At 68.1% G+C, this 20,524-nt stretch carries 14 protein-coding genes; 6 read left to right on the top strand and 8 right to left on the bottom strand.

The features are described 5' to 3' along the window. Window positions 1-48: 48 nt before the first annotated feature. Entirely contained in the window at window positions 49-1,749 is a 1,701-nt protein-coding gene (locus V5D55_RS15380) for a long-chain-fatty-acid--CoA ligase (protein ID WP_435744608.1), read from the top strand. A 48-nt stretch (window positions 1,750-1,797) separates the two neighbouring features. After that, window positions 1,798-3,636 carry a DEAD/DEAH box helicase gene (locus V5D55_RS15375; protein WP_435744605.1) on the top strand — a complete coding sequence of 613 codons (1,839 nt, stop codon included), beginning with the start codon at window positions 1,798-1,800 and terminating at the stop codon, window positions 3,634-3,636. A 102-nt stretch (window positions 3,637-3,738) separates the two neighbouring features. On the opposite strand, the gene V5D55_RS15370 is transcribed toward V5D55_RS15375, so the two are convergent. Genes V5D55_RS15370 through V5D55_RS15355 form a run of 4 tightly spaced genes read right to left on the bottom strand, consistent with a single transcriptional unit; the run spans window position 3,739 to window position 8,857 of the window. Next, window positions 3,739-4,206, bottom strand: a complete 468-nt coding sequence (locus V5D55_RS15370) for a hypothetical protein (protein ID WP_435744602.1) — start codon at window positions 4,204-4,206, stop codon at window positions 3,739-3,741. After that, on the bottom strand, window positions 4,203-6,536 hold the full coding sequence (gene ligA, locus V5D55_RS15365) for an NAD-dependent DNA ligase LigA (protein WP_435744599.1): 2,334 nt from the start codon (window positions 6,534-6,536) through the stop codon (window positions 4,203-4,205). Before ligA ends, V5D55_RS15370 begins: the two co-directional genes overlap by 4 nt. Before the next feature lie 38 nt (window positions 6,537-6,574). Beyond that, window positions 6,575-7,672: a tRNA 2-thiouridine(34) synthase MnmA gene (gene mnmA / locus V5D55_RS15360; RefSeq protein ID WP_435744597.1), complete on the bottom strand. Its 1,098-nt coding sequence runs from the start codon at window positions 7,670-7,672 to the stop codon at window positions 6,575-6,577. A 9-nt stretch (window positions 7,673-7,681) separates the two neighbouring features. Beyond that, on the bottom strand, window positions 7,682-8,857 hold the full coding sequence (locus V5D55_RS15355; RefSeq protein ID WP_435744596.1) for a cysteine desulfurase family protein: 1,176 nt from the start codon (window positions 8,855-8,857) through the stop codon (window positions 7,682-7,684). Between the two features lie 100 nt (window positions 8,858-8,957). On the opposite strand from V5D55_RS15355, the gene glgX reads away from it, so the two are divergent. The 3 genes from glgX (at window position 8,958) to glgB (ending at window position 15,369) form a co-directional block, all read left to right on the top strand. Beyond that, entirely contained in the window at window positions 8,958-11,030 is a 2,073-nt protein-coding gene (gene glgX / locus V5D55_RS15350) for a glycogen debranching protein GlgX (RefSeq protein WP_435744593.1), read from the top strand. A gap of 65 nt (window positions 11,031-11,095) precedes the next feature. Next, a complete protein-coding gene (locus V5D55_RS15345) occupies window positions 11,096-13,168 on the top strand; it encodes an alpha-1,4-glucan--maltose-1-phosphate maltosyltransferase (RefSeq protein WP_435744590.1) in 2,073 nt (690 codons plus the stop codon). Beyond that, the gene (gene glgB / locus V5D55_RS15340) at window positions 13,165-15,369 is read left to right on the top strand and encodes a 1,4-alpha-glucan branching protein GlgB (protein WP_435744587.1); all 2,205 of its coding nucleotides are present in this window, start codon (window positions 13,165-13,167) and stop codon (window positions 15,367-15,369) included. The genes V5D55_RS15345 and glgB overlap by 4 nt, the downstream gene beginning before the upstream one ends. A 24-nt stretch (window positions 15,370-15,393) precedes the next feature. Here glgB and V5D55_RS15335 read toward each other — a convergent pair whose 3' ends face one another. Then, window positions 15,394-16,323 carry a tetratricopeptide repeat protein gene (locus tag V5D55_RS15335; protein WP_435744584.1) on the bottom strand — a complete coding sequence of 310 codons (930 nt, stop codon included), beginning with the start codon at window positions 16,321-16,323 and terminating at the stop codon, window positions 15,394-15,396. Further along, a complete protein-coding gene (locus V5D55_RS15330) occupies window positions 16,320-18,260 on the bottom strand; it encodes a glycosyl transferase (protein WP_435744582.1) in 1,941 nt (646 codons plus the stop codon). Before V5D55_RS15330 ends, V5D55_RS15335 begins: the two co-directional genes overlap by 4 nt. Window positions 18,261-18,438: 178 nt before the next feature. Between V5D55_RS15330 and V5D55_RS15325 the strand changes: the two genes are divergently transcribed. Beyond that, a complete protein-coding gene (locus tag V5D55_RS15325; protein WP_435744579.1) occupies window positions 18,439-19,500 on the top strand; it encodes an AI-2E family transporter in 1,062 nt (353 codons plus the stop codon). A 9-nt stretch (window positions 19,501-19,509) separates the two neighbouring features. Here the strand turns inward: V5D55_RS15325 and V5D55_RS15320 are convergent, their stop codons facing one another. Next, a complete protein-coding gene (locus V5D55_RS15320) occupies window positions 19,510-20,226 on the bottom strand; it encodes an alpha/beta hydrolase (RefSeq protein ID WP_435749320.1) in 717 nt (238 codons plus the stop codon). A 2-nt stretch (window positions 20,227-20,228) separates the two neighbouring features. After that, window positions 20,229-20,516, bottom strand: a complete 288-nt coding sequence (locus V5D55_RS15315) for a hypothetical protein (RefSeq protein WP_435744577.1) — start codon at window positions 20,514-20,516, stop codon at window positions 20,229-20,231. Window positions 20,517-20,524 lie beyond the last annotated feature (8 nt).

Raw genomic sequence — 20,524 nt, 5'->3', positions numbered from 1 at the left:
ATAGGGCACCCCATGTGAGACGACGTGCGCGCCCCTAAGCTGGGGCAGGTGAGCCAGTTCCAGCCTCCTCGCCCATGGGTCGCCAGCTACGCCGCCGGGGTCCCGGAAGACCTCGCTCCGGTCGACGGGTCGCTGATCGACATCGTCGCCGCGTCTGCCAGGGACTATCCGGATGCGCCGGCCCTGCAGTTCTTCGGCCGGGAGACGACCTACGCGCAGCTGCAGGATGCGATCGATCGTGCCGCCGCCGGCCTCCGCGACCTCGGTGTACGTGCCGGAGATCCCGTCGCCATCGTGCTGCCCAACTGCCCGCAGCACATCGTGGCGTTCTACGCGGTCCTCCGACTCGGCGGCGTCGTCGTGGAGCACAACCCGCTCTACACACCGCGCGAGCTCCGCAAGCAGTTCGAGGACCACGGCGCGAAGCACGCGATCGTGTGGAACAAGGTCGTGGGCACGGTGCAGCAGTTCCCGGCCGACCTCGCTGTCACGAACCTCATCTCGGTCGACGTGACGCGGGCCATGCCGTTCCTCACCCGCGTCGCGCTGCGATTGCCCGTCGCCAAAGCACGCGAGTCCCGCGCGGCGCTCACCGAGAAGGTGCGCGGCACGGTGCCCTGGGACGCCCTCGTGGGCTCCACGCCTCTCCCTTCCTCGCATCCGAAGCCGTCCACCGACGACCTCGCGATCATCCAGTACACGTCCGGCACCACGGGTACGCCCAAGGGCGCCTCGCTCACCCACCGCAACCTGCTCGCCAACGCAGCCCAGGCCCGAGCATGGGTCCCGTCGATCCAGCGCGGCGAGGGCTGCGTCGTCTACGCGGTGCTGCCGATGTTCCACGCATACGGCCTCACGCTCTGCCTCACCTTCGCGATGTCGATGGGCGCGCGACTCGTGCTGTTCCCGAAGTTCGATCCCGACCTGGTGCTCGACGTCGTGAAGAAGCACCCGGCCACATTCCTGCCGCTCGTGCCGCCGATCGCCGACCGGCTGCTCGCGGCGGCGCAGGCGAAGGGCGTCTCTCTCGACGGGATCGAAGTCGCGATCTCCGGGGCGATGGCACTGCCGCACGAGCTCGTCGTCCCGTTCGAGGAGGCCACGCACGGCTTCCTCGTCGAGGGATACGGGCTCAGCGAATGCTCCCCCGTCCTGATGGCCAACCCCGTCGCCACCCATCGGGTACCCGGGACCGTCGGCCTCCCGCTGCCCGGCACGGAGTGCCGAGTCGTCGACCCGGAGAATCCGACCCAGGACGTGCCGGAGGGATCACCGGGTGAATTGGTCGTGCGCGGCCCGCAGGTGTTCTCCGGCTACTACGGAAAGCCGGAGGAGACCGAAGAGGTCTTCGCCGACGGCTGGTTCCGCACCGGCGACATCGTCACGATCGATGACGCCGGTTTCATCCGCATCGTCGACCGCATCAAGGAGCTGATCATCACGGGCGGATTCAACGTCGCGCCGACCGAGGTCGAGAACGCGCTGCGTCAGCATCCCCAGGTGGCGGATGCCGCGGTCGTGGGCCTCGCGAGCGAGCACTCGGGTGAGGAGGTCGTCGCCGCGATCGTCGTCGACAGCGCCACCGACGTCGACGTCGAGGCGATCCGCGAGTTCGCGCGCAGCATCCTGACCCCCTACAAGGTCCCGCGCCGCATCTTCGTGGTCGACGAGTTGCCCAAGTCGCTGATCGGCAAAGTTCTCCGCCGCCAGGTCAGAGAACGGCTCGTTGCACTGACGACCGGCAGCTGAGGACGCCCTCACAGGCGACGAACACCGCCGGGGCGCTACCCTTGGGAAGTGACTCCTGAAGATGCAGTGCTGACCGACGCCCCCGAGGACTCCCCCGCGACCCCCGGATTCGAGGAACTCGGCATCACCGGGCCCGTCCTCAAAGCCATCAAGGATCTCGGATACGAGACGCCTTCCCCCATCCAGGCCGCGACCATCCCGACCCTCCTGTCGGGCCGCGACGTGGTCGGACAGGCCCAGACCGGAACGGGAAAGACTGCGGCGTTCGCGCTTCCCGTGCTGGAGCGTCTCGACGTGTCGCAGAAGATCCCGCAGGCCCTCGTGCTAGCGCCGACGCGCGAGCTCGCCCTGCAGGTCTGCGAGGCGTTCGAGTCGTACGCGTCCAAGATGAAGGGCGTCCACGTGCTGCCCGTCTACGGCGGCCAGGGCTATGGCGTGCAGCTCTCCGCGCTCCGCCGCGGCGTGCACGTGATCGTCGGAACACCCGGTCGAATCATGGACCACCTCGCCAAGGGCACGCTCGACCTGTCCGAGCTGAAGTACCTGGTGCTCGACGAGGCCGACGAGATGCTGAAGATGGGCTTCGCAGAAGATGTCGAGCAGATCCTCGCGCAGACGCCGTCGGAGAAGCAGGTGGCCCTGTTCTCGGCGACCATGCCCCCGCAGATCCGCCGCCTCGCGCAGAAGTACCTGCGCGAGCCCGAAGAGATCAGCATCAAGTCGAAGACCGCCACCGGCACGAACATCACGCAGCGCTACCTCGTGGTGTCGTACGCGCAGAAGGTCGACGCTCTCACGCGCATCCTCGAGGTCGAGAACTTCGACGGCATGATCGTCTTCGTCCGCACGAAGAACGAGACGGAGACGCTCGCCGAGAAGTTGCGGGCGCGCGGGTACTCCGCCACCGCGATCAACGGCGATGTCGCCCAGGTGCAGCGCGAACGCAGCGTGAACCAGCTGAAGGACGGCAAGCTCGACATCCTCGTGGCCACCGACGTCGCGGCCCGCGGACTCGACGTGGAGCGCATCAGCCACGTCATCAACTTCGACATCCCCACCGACACCGAGTCCTACGTGCACCGCATCGGCCGCACCGGACGCGCCGGTCGTACGGGTGACGCGATCAGCTTCATCACTCCGCGCGAGCGCTACCTGCTCAAGCACATCGAGAAGGCCACGCGTCAGCAGCCGGCTCAGATGCAGCTGCCGAGCACGGAAGATGTGAACACGACCCGCCTGAACCGCTTCGACGACGCGATCACGACTGCGCTCTCCGAGACTGGTCGCATCGAGGCCTTCCGCGACATCGTCGCGCACTACGTCCGCCACCACGACGTCCCCGAGGGCGACGTCGCCGCCGCACTGGCCGTGGTCGCGCAGGGCGACAAGCCCCTGCTCCTCGACCCGGCGAACGACCCGCTGACGAGGGCTGTGGAAGCCGACAACCGCCCGCAGAAGGAACGTGCCGGTCGCGACACGCGCGAGCCCCGCACCGAGCGTCGAGGTCGCGGCGACTACACCGCGTACCGCATCGAGGTCGGCCGCCGGCACCGGGTCGAGCCGCGTCAGATCGTGGGTGCACTGGCGAACGAAGGCGGTCTCGGCCGTGACGACTTCGGTGTGATCAACATCCGCCCTGACTTCTCGACTGTCGAACTGCCGGCGAACCTCAGCCCCGCTGTGCTCGAGAAGCTGCGGGATACTCGGATCTCGGGTCGTCTGATCGAGATCAAGCCCGACCGCGGCCCGGCAGGCCGCCGCGACCGGGGCCCTCGCGAGGATTCCCGCGACGGCGGACCCCGGTACGAGCGCCGTGATCGCGACGAGCGTCCGGCCCGCAGCGATCGCGATGAGAAGCCGTTCCGCAAGCCGCGGCACAAGAGCTGACACAGAACCGTCGCAGAACGACGCGAACCTCGCAGAGATCCGGTGAGATCTCTGCGAGGTTCGCGTCGTTCTGCGCGTGTGCGTCGGCGGGAGGCAGGCTCGCTACACCGATTCGCGCGCGAGTTGCGCGGCGACGTCGATCAGCGGCTCAGGATGTGCGAGCAGAGCCCGCTGCTCCGGATGCGCGATCAGATGCGCCAGCAGGCGATGGGCTCCCGCGACGGTCGGCTCCCAGTAGCCGCCGACATGGTGGCGACTCAGCGGCATCGTCGTCGGATGACCGTCTGCGGTGAGCGTCACCGAGCCGTCGTCCGGATCGACGCCGAGATCGGACAGGGCCACTGCGGTCAATGCACCGAGCACGATCGTGCCTACGAGGCCGGGTAGCCGGAACTTCGTCGTCGGCACATCGACGACGATGCTCTCGACACTCGTCCAGGCCAGCAGGCCCCGGCTCTCCACGCCATCCCGGAGGATCACCGCGTCCGGGGTCAATCGCAGGTGGTTCCTTCCCGGATCACCGACGGCCAGCGCACCCGGAACGGCGATCAGCGGTCCGTAGCGCTTCACGCGTCGTCGCTCGCTCGATCCAGTGCACCGGGACCCTCGGTGACGAGGATGTGGAACTGCGCCGCATCCAGGATGCGGATGCCGAGCTCTTCCGCCTTCCCGAGCTTGGATCCGGCTCCGGGGCCGGCCGCCACGAAGTCGGTCTTCTTCGACACGCTCGACGCGGCCTTGCCACCCGCCTGGATGATCGCCTCCTGAGCGCCGTCGCGCGAATAGCCGTCGAGCGATCCCGTCGCGACCACGGTCACGCCTTCGAGCACACCGCCGGCGGCGACGGCCCCTCCCGGCCCCGGATGACCGGGCGTCGTCCACTGCACCCCTGCTTCGGTCCAGCGTCGAAGGATCTCCTGGTGCCAGTCGATCTCGAACCAGGCGAGCAGGGAGTCTGCGATGATCCCCCCCACGCCTTCGACGGCCGCGAGTTCGTCACGAGAAGCAGCCCGGATCGCGTCGAGCGAGCCGAACCACTGCGCGAGGGCGCGAGCCGCCGACGGACCGACGTGACGGACGTTCAACGACACCAGCAGGCGCCACAGATCCTTCGTCTTCGCCTTCTCCAGCTCGGCGAGCAGCGTCAGGGCCTGCGAGGACGGCTGCGGTCCTTCGGCACCCGCCTTCTTCTCGGTCGCGGTGGGATTGCGCCGGAACGGCGCCCGGGTCTTGACGAGTCCGTCCTCGTCTTCCTTCGGCAGCCCGGTCTCGGAGTCGCGCACGAAGAGCTCGATCGGGACGAGCTGCTCGAGCGTCAGGGCGAACAGCCCGGCTTCGGTCTCCAACGGCGGGACGGACGGCGATGTCGGCTGGGTCAGCGCGGCGGCCGTGACCTCGCCCAGAGCTTCGACGTCGAGGGCACCCCGAGATCCGATGTGCTCGACCCGCCCTCGCACCTGAGCAGGGCATGAGCGTGCGTTCGGGCAGCGGAGGTCGATGTCTCCCTCCTTCATCGCGCGCAGCGGCGTGCCGCACTCGGGGCAGTCCGTCGGCATCACGAACTCCCGCTCGCTCCCGTCGCGCTTCTCGACCACCGGGCCGAGAACCTCGGGGATGACGTCTCCCGCCTTGCGCAGCACCACCGTGTCGCCGATGAGCACACCCTTGGCCTTCACCACGTCTTTGTTGTGCAGCGTCGCCTGCCGCACGACCGAGCCCGCGACCTGCGCCGGTGCCATGACGGCGAACGGCGTGGCGCGGCCGGTGCGTCCGACCGACACGACGATGTCGAGCAGCTTCGTCTGCACCTCCTCGGGCGGGTACTTGTAGGCGATCGCCCACCGAGGTGCTCTGCTCGTCGCACCGAGCTCGTCGTGCAGATCGAGCTCATCGACCTTGACGACGATGCCGTCGAGCTCGTGCTCGATGTCGTGTCGGTGTTCGCCGAAGTACGCGACGAAGGCCGCCACATCGTCGATCGTGCGGCACACCTTCGTGTGCGGGCTCGTCGGCAGCCCCCACTCGGCGAGCAGGTCGTACACCTCGCTCTGCGCGGCCACCGGCGGATCGGCCCAGGCGCCGACACCGTGCACGTAGAGGGCGAGGGATTCGATGCGCAGCAGCCCCGCTTCGAGTTCGAGCCCGTCCTTCTTGTCGATCTGTTGGCGGAGTCCGCCACTCGCCGCATTCCGCGGGTTCGCGAACGACGGGAACCGCCGGGCGGCAGCCGTGCGGGCCTTCTCCTCGTCGAACGGCTTCTTCGCCCCGCCGCGTGCCTCCCAGCGGGTCAGTGCGTCGGCGTAGGCACGGTCGCGGAACGCCGCCTGAGCGGCGTTGAGGCGCTCGAAGGCGGCGACGGGGATGAACACCTCGCCGCGCACCTCGACGATCGGAGGATGCCCCTCCCCGCTAAGGCGCTGCGGGATCTCGGCCAGTCGCAACGCATTTTCGGTGACGATCTCGCCCACACGCCCATCGCCGCGGGTGGCAGCCGAGGTGAGCACGCCGTTCTCGTAGCGCAGGTTGATCGCGAGGCCGTCGATCTTGAGCTCGGTGAGCCAGTCGACCCGGCGCCCTGAGGAGGCCCGCGTCTTCGCTGCCCACTCCCTCAGCTCGTCGAGCGAGAACACGTTGTCGAGGCTCAGCATGCGATCGGCGTGCTCGATGGTCGCGAGCCCGGTGGCCTCAGCGGCGCCGACCATCTGCGTGGGCGAGTCCTGCCCCTGGAGCTCGGGGTGCAGCCGCTCGAGTTCTTCGAGGCGATGCATCCATCCGTCGTAGGTGAAGTCGTCGACGACCGACGTGTCTCGGCCGTAATAGGCGTCCTTCGCATCGAGGATGCGCGTGGTCAGCTCGTCGGCTTCGGTTCGGGCGTCTTCCAGTGAGATGTTCTCCGGCACCCCGCCATTCTACGAGCGGCCGCCGACATCCATCGAGGCTATGCGCCGACGGGAACGGCCGACACCGTCGTGTCGATCGTGAACTGCCCCAGCACCCTGGTGCCGACGTAGAGCACGGCGGTCTGGCCGGGTGCGACACCGTCGAGCGGCTCCACCGGCACGACCCGCACCCCCTCATCCGACACGGATGCCGTCGCAGGAACGGGCTCGGAGTGCGCGCGGATCTGCACGTGACAGTCGAAGGAGGAGTCGGCGGGGCCCGCTCCCGCCCAACTGAACCGCTCCCCCGCGATCTCCGCGATCGCGAGCGCCTCCTTCGGACCGACGACCACGGTGTTCGACACCGGTCGCACCTCGAGGACGAACCGGGGCTTCCCGTCTGCCGCCGGCACGCCGAGCTTCAGCCCACGGCGCTGACCGACGGTGAAGCTGTGCGCTCCCTCGTGCGACCCCACCACCGCGCCGGTGCGGTCGACGATCTCGCCCGTCTCGGTGCCGACCTTCTCCGCGAGCCAGCCGCGCGTGTCGCCGTCGGGGATGAAGCAGATGTCGTGACTGTCGGGCTTCTGCGCCACGGTCAGGCCGCGCGCCGCCGCCTCGGCGCGCACGACCGCCTTCGACGGGGTCGTGCCGAGGGGGAAGTAGGTGTGGGCCAGCTGCTCGGTCGTGAGCACTCCCAGCACGTAGGACTGATCCTTGGCGTTGTCCGCCGCGCGGTGCAGCTCGAGTCCCTGTTCGCCCTCGACGAGAGTCGCGTAGTGACCGGTGCAGACCGCGTCGAAACCGAGCTCGATCGCCCGCTCGAGGAGAGCTGCGAACTTGATCTTCTCGTTGCAGCGCATGCAGGGGTTCGGGGTGCGACCGGCCTGGTACTCCGCGATGAAGTCGCCGATCACATCGTCGCGGAAGCGCTCGGAGAAGTCCCACACGTAGAAGGGGATGCCGAGCAGATCCGCGGCGCGACGCGCGTCGAGCGCGTCCTCGATCGTGCAGCATCCGCGACTGCCGGTCCGGAGGGTTCCGCCTGCTCGGGAAAGGGCGAGATGCACACCGACCACGTCGTGGCCCGCCTCCACCGCGCGCGCAGCCGCGACGGCGGAGTCCACTCCCCCACTCATCGCCGCAAGTATCCGCATGAGACCAGTCTACGAGCGCGCGCCTGGACCGGACCCGGATGCCCGTGCCGTCGCATCGGCGATCGCCGCGATGACCGCGTCGACATCGGCACCCGTCGAGGTGCGGCCGAGCGAGAAGCGCAACACGCTCCGCGCATCCCTCTCACTGCGTCCCATCGCCATGACGACATGCGACGGTTCTGCGACTCCCGCCTGGCACGCGGATCCGGTGGACGCGGCGACTCCGGCGACGTCGAGGAGGAACAGAAGGCTCTCTCCCACCGCACCGGGGAACAGCAGATGCGCGTTCCCCGGCAGTCGACGGTCCGGATCACCGAGGAGCTCGGCTGTCGGAACGGCGGATCGGATGCCGGAGACCAGCCGATCCCGCAACCCCGCCAGGCGCACCGCCTCGCTCGCCCGTTCCGCTTCGGCGAGCTCCAGCGCCACGGCGAAGGCGGCGGCACCGGCGATGTCCTGCGTACCTGCGCGGAGCCCCCGCTGCTGCGCACCGCCCCGCAGCAATGCGGTCAGCCGGGCTGTCCGAGCGACGACGAGCGCGCCGATCCCGACGGGCGCTCCGATCTTGTGGCCGGCGACGCTCAGTGCGACGAGACCGACTCCGGGTGCCACATCGGCGCGCAGGCCACGGAAAGAAACGGGCACGTGGCCCAGGGCCGCGACCGCATCCACATGCAGCGGCACACTGGCGAGCGCCGCCGCCGAGGCCAGCGCTCCGACGTCGTTGATCGTCCCCGACTCGTTGTTCGCGAACAGTGCGGTGGCGAGGGCCGCCCCGGGAAGACGTTCGGAGAACGCTTCGGTATCGATCCGAGCGACGGAGGTCACGGGCACCGCGCGCAGCACCGCCCCTTCCTCGATGAGCGCCGCGATGGTGTCCATGGTGGCGTGATGCTCGGCATCCGGCATCACCACGGCATCGGTGCCGGCCACACGCGCGCGCCACATCCCCTGCAGAGCGAGGTTGATCGATTCCGTGCCCCCGGAAGTGAAGACGATCTCGATCGGATCGGCATCCAGAACGGATGCTGCGCGTTCGCGCGACTCCTCGAGCAGCCGGCGCGCGTCCTGGCCCGCGCCATGGGTCGACGACGCGTTGCCGATCGTCTCCGAGGCGGCGAGCCAGGCATCGCGCGCCTCCGCCCGCAGAGGCGTGGTCGCCGCGTGGTCCAGGTAGTGCCGCATCCCTCGATTCTCCCCCGAAACCATCCCTGGCGGGCGCCGAGCGCCTGGCACCGAGTGCTCGGTGACAGGGGACTCGGTCACATCCCCCTAGTGTGTACTCATGCCCGAGTCCCGAGACTTCACCGCGCCCGGCGGTCCAGCCCTCGACAACCTCGGCGTCCGTCTGCATGACGGCGTCGGAACCCTGCGCGTGTGGTCACGCAACGCGTCCTCCGTGGAGCTCGTCGTGTTCGACGCCACCGACCTCGACTGGGCGACCGACGAGGCTCCCCTCGAGCGACGCGCGGGTGGCATCTGGGAGATCACCACACCGCTGCTGCAGCCCGGCGTCCGATACGCGATACGCGTCGGTGGCCCGCACGGTCCGGGGAACACCTACAACCCCGAGAGCATGCTGCTCGACCCTTACGCTCGCGGCCTCGCGCAGGGCGACGGATATGAGGAGTGGCGCTCGGTGGTCATCGTCGACGGATTCGACTGGGGCGATTCCCGCAAGCCTCGCGTGCCGCTCGACCGCACAGTGATCTACGAAGGCCACCTCAAGGGACTCACCAAACGTCACCCGAACGTCCCACCGGCGCTCCACGGCACCTATGCCGGCCTCGCGCACCCCGCGATGATCGAGTACTTCCACTCGCTCGGGATCACGTCGGTCGAACTGCTCCCGGTGCATGCCTTCGTTCCCGAGCCCCGCCTACTCGAACGCGGACTCACGAACTACTGGGGCTACAACACCCTCAACTTCTTCACCCCGCACACCGCCTATGCGACCGAGGATGCTCGGAAAGAGGGGCCCGAGGCCGTGCTCGCCGAGTTCAAGGGCATGGTCCGGCTGCTGCACGAGGCCGGCCTGGAGGTCATCCTCGATGTCGTGTACAACCACACCTCGGAAGAGGGCATCGGCGGCCCGCGCTCGAGCCTGCGCGGTATCGACAATGCGAGCTACTACCGGCAGGATGACGCCGGCGTGTACATCGACACGACGGGGTGCGGCAACACCCTGAACACCTCGGTGGATGCCGGCGCGCGGCTGGTCCTCGACTCGCTCCGCTACTGGGCTCAGGAGATGCAGATCGACGGGTTCCGCTTCGATCTCGCCGCCGCAATCGCCCGTGACGGCGCCCACACGTACACGCCGGAGCATCCGCTCCTCACCGCCATCGCGAACGATCCCGTGCTCGCCGACACCAAGCTCATCGCCGAGCCGTGGGATGTCGGGCTCGGCGGCTGGCAGACCGGCAACTTCCCACCCGGATGGCACGAATGGAACGACCGGTATCGCGATCGCGTCCGCAACTTCTGGTTGAGCGACATCGACTACGCGCGGCGGGCCTCCGCCCCGGTCGGGATCGGCGGCTTCGCGACGCGACTCGCCGGATCGTCGAACACCTTCGGTGAGGCGCGCGGTCCGCTCGCGAGCGTGAACTTCGTCACCGCCCACGACGGATTCACCCTGCACGACCTCGTCTCCTACGACGTCAAGCACAACGAGGCGAACGGCGAGCACAACCGGGACGGCGCCGACATGAACCGCGCCTTCAACCACGGTGTCGAAGGCCCCACCGACGATCCGAGCATCCTGAAGTCGCGACGCAAGGCGATGCGCAACCTGCTCGGGACTCTGCTGCTCTCGGCCGGCATCCCCATGCTCACCGCCGGCGACGAGGTCGGGCGCACCCAGCGGGGCAACAACAACGCCTACGCACAGGATTCCGCGATGACCTGGCTCGGGTGGGAGTTCGAACCGTGGCAGGAGGACCTGCGCTCGCACGTGACCCGGCTGATCAGCCTCCGCAACGCCAACCCGGCCCTCCGTCCGAGTCGCTACGCCCGTCTCGGCGAGCACATCCCGAATGCCTCCGTCATGGACTGGTTCGACCAGAACGGCGAGACGATGGAGAGCGACCAGTGGGCGGATCCCGGGAACCGCACGCTCCAGTACGTGGCCGCGTCCACGCCCGACCAGGAGGACGCGAACCGGATCCTCCTGATCGTGCACGGAACCGAGTCGCCGATCGACGTGCGTCTGCCCGAAGAGATCGAGGGCGCCACACGGTTCGTCTCGCTCTGGTCGAGCGCCGAGGAGCGCCCGTCCGACCACTTCGAGGAGTTCTCCCCCGGCGACGTGCTGCCGATCGCGGGCACATCGATGAGGTTGTTCCGCATCGAATGACATCCGTCTCCGACGCACCCGTCTGATCGCTTCCGGCGTCTTCCTCTGGACGGTACGTTGAGGGGGTGGCTGCACGTGGTGGTATTCGGTCCTCGGCTCTTCGGAGCCCCGCTCAGATCCCGACGCGCCCGTGGGGTGCGGAAACGGTCGTCGGCGATACGAGCACGGCGAGAATCCCTCTGCTGAACGGCTCGCCGTCGGTTCCCGGCGGGTTCCCGGCCAAGGCGTTCGTCGGCGAAGTGGTCCCGTTCCGTGTGACCGCGTTCCGCGAGGGCCACGACATCATCGGCGTGCACGTGCGTCTCACCGGGCCCGACGGCGAGATCACCCTGCATCGCCTCTCCCCCCGGGACGACGGCACCGACACCTGGTCCACCGAGATCGCGCTCGATCAGCAGGGGCACTGGACCTACCGGTTCGAAGCCTTCTCCGACGATTTCGCCACGTGGGCGCATGCGGCCGAATTGAAGGTGGCGGCCGGCGTCGACGTGCCGGTCATGGCCGCACTGGGGGCCGAGCTGCTCTCACGCGCGGCGGCCGAGAAGGATCGGCCGGCCGCCCAGCGGAAACGACTCCAGGCGGATGCCGCCTCGCTCGCGAGCGGCGATCCGGAACTCACCATCGCCCTCTCGACGGATGCCGCGCTCGGCCGTATCTTCGCCGAGCGGCCCCTCACGACACTCCGCTCGACGGCGGAGCCGCAGACACTGCTGGTGGACCGGGTCGCGGCGGGCGTCGGCGCCTGGTACGAGTTCTTCCCCCGATCGGAGGGAGCGAAGCGCCTCAAGGACGGCACCGTGAAGAGCGGCACGTTCCGCACGGCGGCGAAGCGACTGCCGGGCGTGGCGCAGATGGGCTTCGACGTCCTGTACCTGGTCCCGATCCACCCGATCGGTACGACCAATCGCAAGGGGCGCAACAACACGCTCGTCACCGAGGAAGGCGACCCGGGCTCGCCCTACGCGATCGGTGCCGCCGAGGGAGGCCATGACGCCATCCACCCGGAGCTGGGCACCGCACAGGACTTCCGCGCCTTCGTCCGTGCCGCCCGGAAGGAAGGGCTGGAGGTCGCCCTCGATCTCGCCCTGCAGGCCTCGCCCGACCACCCCTGGGTCGCCGAGCATCCCGAGTGGTTCACCACGCTTCCCGATGGCACCATCGCGTATGCGGAGAATCCGCCGAAGAAGTACCAGGACATCTATCCTCTGAACTTCGACAACGACCCGGCGGGCATCTACGCCGAGATGCTGCGGATCGTCCGTCACTGGGTGGCGCAGGGCGTGAAGATCTTCCGCGTCGACAATCCGCACACCAAGCCGCTGCAGTTCTGGGAATGGCTCATCGGCACCGTGAACGCCGAAGACCCCGATGTCCTCTTCCTCGCCGAGGCGTTCACTCGACCGGCGGTCATGCGTGCCCTCGCCGCCGTGGGATTCCAGCAGAGCTACAGCTACTTCACCTGGCGCAACACGAAAGCGGAGCTCGAGGAGTTCCTCACCTCCGTGTCGCAGGAGACGAGCGACTACATGCGGCCGAACCTCTTCGTGAACACGCACGACATCCTCACCGAATACCTGCAGTTCGGAGGTCGGGCGGCGTACCGCATCCGCGCCTGCATCGCGGCGACGGCCGCGCCGGTCTACGGCGTGTACGCCGGGTACGAGCTCTTCGAGAACGTCGCCAGGCCGGGGTCCGAAGAGAACATCGACAACGAGAAGTACGAGTACAAGTTCCGGGATTGGGCAGGCACGGAAGAGCGGGGCGAGTCGCTCGCACCGCTGCTGCGTCGCCTGAACGAGATCCGCAACGCCCACCCCGCGCTCCGCCAGCTGCGCAACTTCGCGACGCACTGGAGCGATGACGACTCGGTGCTCGTCTACAGCAAGCATCTCGACGCCGCGTTCACCGGCACGGGGAAGCCCGACACGATCATCGTCGTCGCCAACGTCGATCCGCATTCGGTGCGCGAGACGACGGTGCATCTCGACACCACGCGATGGGGGGTGCCGCTCGGAGACGCCTTCGAGGTCGAGGACCTCCTCACCGGTGCGGTGTGGACGTGGAACGAGCACAACTACGTACGGCTCGACGCCTTCGCCGAGCCCGTGCACATCCTGAAGGTGAGGGACCGGTCATGAGCTACGTCGAAGACGTCACGGCATCCGCGGACTGGGAGGCGGTCGCCGCCGCCGAGCACCACGATCCGCACTCCGTTCTCGGCGCGCATCCCCTCAAGGATGCCGCTGACCGCACAGTGACGGTCATCCGGGTGCGGCGCCCGCTCGCAGGCACCGTGGAAGCGGTCTTCGACGACGGCAGCCGGCTTCCCCTCGCCCACGTCGCCCACGGCATCTGGGAGGCGCAGCACGCCGGCCCTCCTCTCCCCTACCGCGTCGCTACGGCGTACGGCGACGACGACGAATCCATCGCAGGCGACCCCTACCGTCACGCTCCCGGCCTCGGCGACGTCGACCTGCATCTGATCGCGGAAGGGCGACACGAGCGCCTCTGGCAGGCGCTGGGGGCTCATCCTCGCACCCTCGACGGCGAACGCGGTGTCTCCTTCGCCGTCTGGGCGCCGAACGCCGCCGCGGTGCGCGTGGTCGGCGACCACAACGGCTGGAACGGCGAGACACACGCGATGCGCTCGATGGGCGTGAGCGGCATCTGGGAGCTCTTCATCCCAGATCTGTCGGCGGGAACCAAGTACAAGTACCAGATCCGCACGCGCGACGGCGGCTGGATCCTCAAGGCAGACCCGATGGCCCTCGCCGCAGAGGTGCCGCCGGACACGGCATCCGTCGTCACGACGTCGTCGTACGTCTGGACCGACGGCGCCTGGATGACCAGGCGCGCCGCCACCCATGCCGTCGCCCAGCCGCTCTCCATCTACGAGATCCACCTCGGGTCATGGCGCAGCGGACGGGGATACCGCGACATCGCCGACCCCCTCATCCAGCACGTCACGGATGCCGGGTTCACGCACGTCGAGTTCATGCCGCTCGCCGAGCACCCCTTCGGCGGCTCCTGGGGATACCAGGTCAGCGGCTACTACGCGCCGACGAGTCGGTTCGGCAGCCCCGACGACCTCCGGTATCTGATCGATCGCCTGCACCAGGCGGGCATCGGAGTGATCATGGACTGGGTCCCCGGCCACTTCCCGAAAGACGCCTTCGCACTGGCCCGCTTCGACGGCCAGCCGCTCTACGAGCACCCGGACCCGCGCCGCGGCGAGCACCAGGACTGGGGCACGCTGATCTTCGACTACGGCCGGCCCGAGGTGCGCGGCTTCCTCGTCGCGAACGCCCTGTACTGGTTCGAGGAGTTCCACGTCGACGGGCTGCGAGTGGACGCCGTCGCGTCGATGCTCTACCTGGACTACTCGCGCAACGAGGGCGAATGGGAGCCGAACATCCACGGCGGCCGGGAGAACCTCGAGGCGATCCGTTTCCTCCAGGAGGTCAACGCGACGTCGTATCGCCTCCACCCCGGCATCCTCATGATCGCCGAGGAGTCCACGAGTTTCCCCGGCGTGACCGCTCCGACCGATCACGCGGGGCTCGGCTTCGGGTTCAAATGGAACATGGGCTGGATGAACGACTCGCTCCAGTACATCGAGCGCGACCCGATGTACCGCTCGCACCACGAGGGCGAGATGACCTTCTCGTTCGTCTACGCGTTCGGCGAGAACTACCTGCTGCCGATCAGCCACGACGAGGTCGTGCACGGCAAGGGCAGCCTCCTGGCGAAGATGCCGGGAGATCACTGGCACAAGCTCGCCAACGTGCGGGCCTACCTCGCGTACATGTGGGGGCACCCGGGCAAGAAACTCCTCTTCATGGGGCAGGAGTTCGGTCAACTCGCGGAGTGGTCCGAGGGGCGCGAGCTGGATTGGTGGCTGCTCGATCAGCCCTCCCACGCGCAATTGCAGGGCTTCGTCGGTGCGCTCAATCACACGTATCGGGCCCAGGCTCCGCTCTGGGAGCGCGACAACGACGGCTCATCCTTCTCTCGACTGGGAGCCCCGACGTGGGAGCCCACGGTGATCGCGTTCGAGCGGAGGGACGCCCACGGCGGCCGGCTGGTCGTGATCAGCAACTTCGCCGGTGTCGAGCGCACCGCGCATCGCCTCGTCCTCCCCCGCGAGGGCGTGTGGGAGGAGATCCTGAACACCGACGCCGCCGACTACGGCGGTCGCGGTTCAGGGAACCTCGGCATGGTCATCGCCCACGCCGAGAACGGCGGTGAGGCGACGGCCACCGTGACGCTTCCTGCGCTCTCGACACTGTGGCTGCGCCATCAGAACGACCCGCACGTGCCGACGATCAGTCACGGCTGAACGACCGCGCTGACCCGGCTGTCGTCAGAAGAGCAGCGACGACAGCCGGTTCCTGGCAGCGATCACGCGCGGATCCGCCGCGCCGATGAGGCCGAACAGCTCGACCAGACGCTCGCGCACGGGGGTGCGCTGATCGGCGGGAAGCTGAGCGAACAGATCCAGCAGGCGCAGGAAAGAGTCCTCGACGTGACCGCCGGCGATGTCGAGATCCGCGACCGCGAACTGGGCGTCGACGTCGAGGGGCGCATTCGCCGCAGCGGCACGCGCCGCCTGCAGATCGAGGCCCTGCACCCGATCGAGCAACCGGACCTGACCGAGCCCCGCGATCGCATCTTCGTCGCGCGGATTCTCGGCGAGAGCCTTCTCGTAGGCACGGATCGCGGCGGCATAGTCGCCGACCTCGATGGCAGCGAACGCCTCAGCGTGCAGCGGGGGCAGCGGAGGCTCTTCTTCCGGTGCCGATTCGGCAGGCGCATCGCCCACCGAGAGCGATCCGGTGACGCCGTTCTGCGCGGCGACCTGGAGCAGCTGGGCGAAGACCTCGCGCACCTGCTGCTCGGGAACCGCGCCGGTGAACATCGGAACCGGCTGTCCGGCGATCAGCGCGACGACCATCGGGATCGACTGCGCACGGAAGCTCTGCGCGAGCTGCGGGTTCGCATCGACATCGACCTTGGCGAGGAGGACCTTGCCGCCCAGCTCTCTGGTCACCTTCTCGATGATCGGGCTCAGCTGCTTGCACGGTCCGCACCATTCGGCCCACAGGTCGACGACGACGGGAACGGTGCGCGAGATCTCGAGGATCTGACCGAACGTCTCGTCCGTCGCGTCCACCACGACATCGACGACTCCGGGTGCGGGAGCCGGGGCACCGTCCGGGGAAGGGGCCGGCCGGTTGCGCAGGCTCGACAGGTCGACAGCGCCGCGGAGCGCGGCAGGGGAGATTTCGCTCACTTGATCACCTTCGCTGACAGCATGTCCTGGCGGACGGCCAGGAGTCGGATCTGTTCCGTGGAGCCCTGCGCCGGGACCGCGAAGAACAACTGGAATCCGTACGTCGACTCGACGCCCTTGGCGGCTTCCGATACTCCGGTGAGCGCCTTCGCCTGCGGATTGTCGGTCAGACGGATCACGGCATCGGAGACGGTGGGCGTGACGGTCTCGATGTCCTTGAGCGAGATGGCCACGATCGCGCCGCTGTCGAGCGTGGTCATCGACACCGGCTCATCGCCCGTCGGCACCATGTCGAACGCCGCCTTCGAGGTCTTGTCGGCGCCCTTGTCCTTGAGCTTCTGGTTGAGGGCGTTGCGACTCTCGGTGATCGACTTCGCAAGGCTCAGGGAGAGATCGTCGAACAGGTCGTACGACGGGCTCTTCTCCCCCGCGTCGACGACGTCGGCGAACGCGGCCGCGAGCTCGGCAGGGGGCATGCGCAGGAACGCGGAATCCGCAGGGACGAGCGAGCTTCCCAGCCACGGCGCCGCAACCTCGGGGAACACCACGTCGGCCGACATCTCTGCCATATCGGTGACCTTGTAGTTCGCCCAGGGATCCTGCTGGGTCATCGTGAGGATCACGGGAGGCACAGTGTCGTCGCTCGTGCTCTTCGAGAGCACGAGAACGGTGCGCGGCCACCGGTCGGTCGCTTCCGGCAGGACGACTTCGAACTTGTCGGTCGGGATCGCCGAGGGCAGCGGAGTGTCCGTGAGCTTCGTGCGCAGGGCGTACTCGGTGGTGCGAGCAGCCAGCGCCCGACCGTCGAGACGAGTCTTGGCGAGGTCGAGGTCGAGAGCCGTATCCGCCTCGACGAGTGTCTCCGAGATGTTCTGGAGGATCCGCGTGGCCTGTGCTTCCGTGACGGCAGGCGGCTTCTGGTTCTCGGGCGCGATCACCGTGGGCGTGGGCGACGGCGTGGGTCCGGCATCACCGAACTGCGGCCAGGACTCCGCGGAGCACCCGGTGGCGAGCACGGCGGTGAGTGCGAGTGCGGGCAGCGCGAGGAGAAGCCGACGACGGGCGGGCGCCGCCGCTCGCAGAGAGTTGCGGGAGTCCGATTCCCTGTCTTCGTCCACGATCTCGGCCTCCTCGACTTCCGGCGTCTCGGCACCCTCCGACGGGTCGGCTCCGGGCGCCTCCAGGGCGGCCCGTTCCGCTGCCGGCAATGTGGCGACATCGATGGGTTCGGTGATGGGCATGGGACCGGGTCCCTTGCGCCTCGGGCCCCGGCCACGGCGTTGGTGGCGGATGCCGAGGAAGTAGAGGATCAGCCCGATCAACAGCACGGCGCCGCCGGCCACCATGAGAGGGCCTGCCCACGGCGTGGTGTTGTCGAGAGGCCAGGAGACGGTGATGTCGTCGGGGGCGTCCACGGTCCCGTCGTGCGCGATCAGGACGCTGGTGCCCTCGGGCAGCTGCATATTGTCGGCGATCAGGGCGTTGTCATCGGTGAAGGAATCCAGCCACAGGTCCGAGCCGACGGGGTTGCGCCCTGCCGGCTGTTCGTCTGTCGCATCGGGGTCTTCCTCCGTGCCGGCCTCGGGTTCCTCGGACGGCGCTTCGGTCGCGTCACCCGCTTCGACGTAGGAGACGTCGAGCTTTCCTGCATCGTCGACCGTGACGTGGTTGTAGGCCGAATCAGCGAGCCAGGCCTCCATGTCGGGCGTACGGCCGTAGCTGGCGAAGATCTCGCCGCCACCCCGGATGAGCAGGGTCTGAGCACCGGGATTCGTCCGCAGGACGTCTCCGTCGAGGAGGACGAACGGTGCCGGCTCCTCGATGTCGACCTTCGTCTGTTGCGAATCGGGTCCGAGGAAGATGGTGCGCTGAGCCATCCCCGACCCGATCAGCACCGCGGCCAGCACGAAGGCCACCACGGCCCATACGAAACGCACGAATAGTCTCCTCACGCGTCGCGGACACCCGTCCGAGACGCAACACTCGACATTCCAGACTAGCGAAAGCTCCTGTGTGTTGCCCACAAACAGATGCACTGTGGTCGCGATCGGCACGTCGCCCGTCTCGTGACTGCCGTGCTCGATAGCCTGATTGCATCCGTTTCAAGGAGCCCCGATGAAGATCCACAATCCCTTCCGCACCGCCCTGGTGGCGACGCTCGGCGTAGGGCTCGGCGTCCTGCTGATCGGCAGCGTGCAGACGCTGTCGACCGTTCTCCTCTATCTCGGCACGGCACTCTTCTTGAGCCTTGGTCTCGATCCGCTCGTGTCGTTCTTGGAAAGACGCCGGCTCCCCCGCTGGCTGGCGGTGCTGGTGACGATCCTGGCGGTGCTGGCGATCTTCGTGGGCATCATCCTGATCGTCCTCCCCGTGCTCGTGAATCAGATCTCCCAGCTGATCGCGCAGATCTCCGTGATCGTCCAGCGTGACGAGGCGATCAACGACCTCAAGCAGTGGATCCAGGATGCCTTCCCGAACCTCAAGGTGGACGAGGTCTTCAACTACGTCGTGGACTGGCTGAACACGAATCTCACCGACATCGGCGGCTCGATCGGTCAGGGCGTGCTGGTTGCCAGCGGCGCGGTGCTCAGCGGCCTCTTCGGCGCCTTCATCGTCCTCATCCTGACGATCTACCTCACCGCGTCCACGCCGTCCCTCAAGCGCGCGGTGTACCAACTGGCTCCGGCTTCCAAGCGCGAGCGGTTCATTGATCTCTCCGAACAGATCACTGACTCCGTGGGCTACTACGTCATGGGTCAAGTGACCCAGGGCGTGATCAACGGCGTGCTCAGCGCCATCTACCTGAGCATCATCCAGGCGCCGTTCCCTGCGGTTCTCGCGGTGGTCGCGTTCTTCTTCTCCCTGATTCCGCTCGTGGGAACGCTGACGGGTTCGACGATCATCGTCCTCACGTGCCTCATCCCGGGTGTCGGCTCCCCCGGCATCGCCATCGCGGCGGCGATCTACTACCTGATCTACATGCAGATCGAGGCCTACGTCATCTCGCCGCGCATCATGAGCCGCGCCGTGTCGGTGCCCGGTGCTGTCGTCGTCGTCGCCGCTCTCGCGGGAGGCAGTCTGCTCGGCCTGCTCGGTGCCCTCATCGCCATCCCGGTCGCAGCCAGCGTGCTGATCATCTACCGTCAGGTGCTCATCCCGCGGATGAACGAACGCTGACGGAGCCGCTCACTCGGTCGGTGGCCAATGAGTGGCGAGCGGAAGTGCCGCCGAGTTCACCGCGGCGACGATCTCGGTCAGCACCCGTCGGGTCTGAGTCTCGCCCACCCACAGGTGCTTGCCGCCGTCGACCGCGATGAGCTGCGCGTGCGGGATCGACGCGAAGCGCTCACGTGCCTCGGCAGGTCGCAGATAGTCGTCGAGCTCCGGCACCAGTACCACGACGGGGCGATCGCTGGATGCCCACGCCGCCACCTCTGCCTCTGACGCCCGGTGCAACGGAGGCGACAGGAGGATGATGCCCTCGATGTCGTGTTCCCGGCCGTACTTCAGTGCGAGTTCGGTGCCGAACGACCAGCCGACGAGCCACGGCCGGGGCAGGCGCCGCTCCCGGACGAAGTCCATCGCCGCGGCGACGTCGAACTGCTCGGAGGCGCCGCCGTCGAAGGCACCGCCGCTCGTCCCGCGAGCCGACGTCGTACCGCGGGTGTTGAACCGAAGCACCGCGAGGTCGGCCAGGGCGGGCAGGCGGGCTGCGGCCTTGCGGATGATATGGGAGTCCATGAAGCCGCCTGCGGTCGGCAGCGGATGCAGCGTCACGAGCGTGGCGACCGGATCGGTGCTCTCCGGAACCGCGAGCTCACCGACGAGAGTGAGTCCGTCTGCCGTCTCGAGCTCGATGTCCTCACGCCGCGCGGGGAGTTCCAGTGGCCCGCGGATCTCCATGCTCATGCCATCCTCCAACAGTGTGTGTGCCAGTGACGACGCGCCGCGAGGTCGGCAGCGTCGCCGAGCACGCCATCCGCACGCCAGGCGACCAGGTGAGCGGTGCCCACTTCGATACCCCGTCCGCAGCCGGGGCAGATGTACTCCTTCTGCGCCTGGACGGCCGAGACCGGCTGCACGGTCCACTCGCTGCCGCGCCGCACCTCTGAACGCTTCCAGCCTGCGATCAGGCGCTCGAGCGAATCCTCGGCTTCAGGGCGCGCGGAAGGGCGTCGGCGGGAGCGTGGCATCGTGCCTG

The sequence above is a fragment of the Microbacterium sp. PMB16 genome (assembly GCF_051294855.1).
GTDB lineage: Bacteria > Actinomycetota > Actinomycetes > Actinomycetales > Microbacteriaceae > Microbacterium.
The sequence above is the reverse complement of the archived record's forward strand: the minus strand, read 5'-3'. Positions and strand labels throughout refer to the sequence as shown.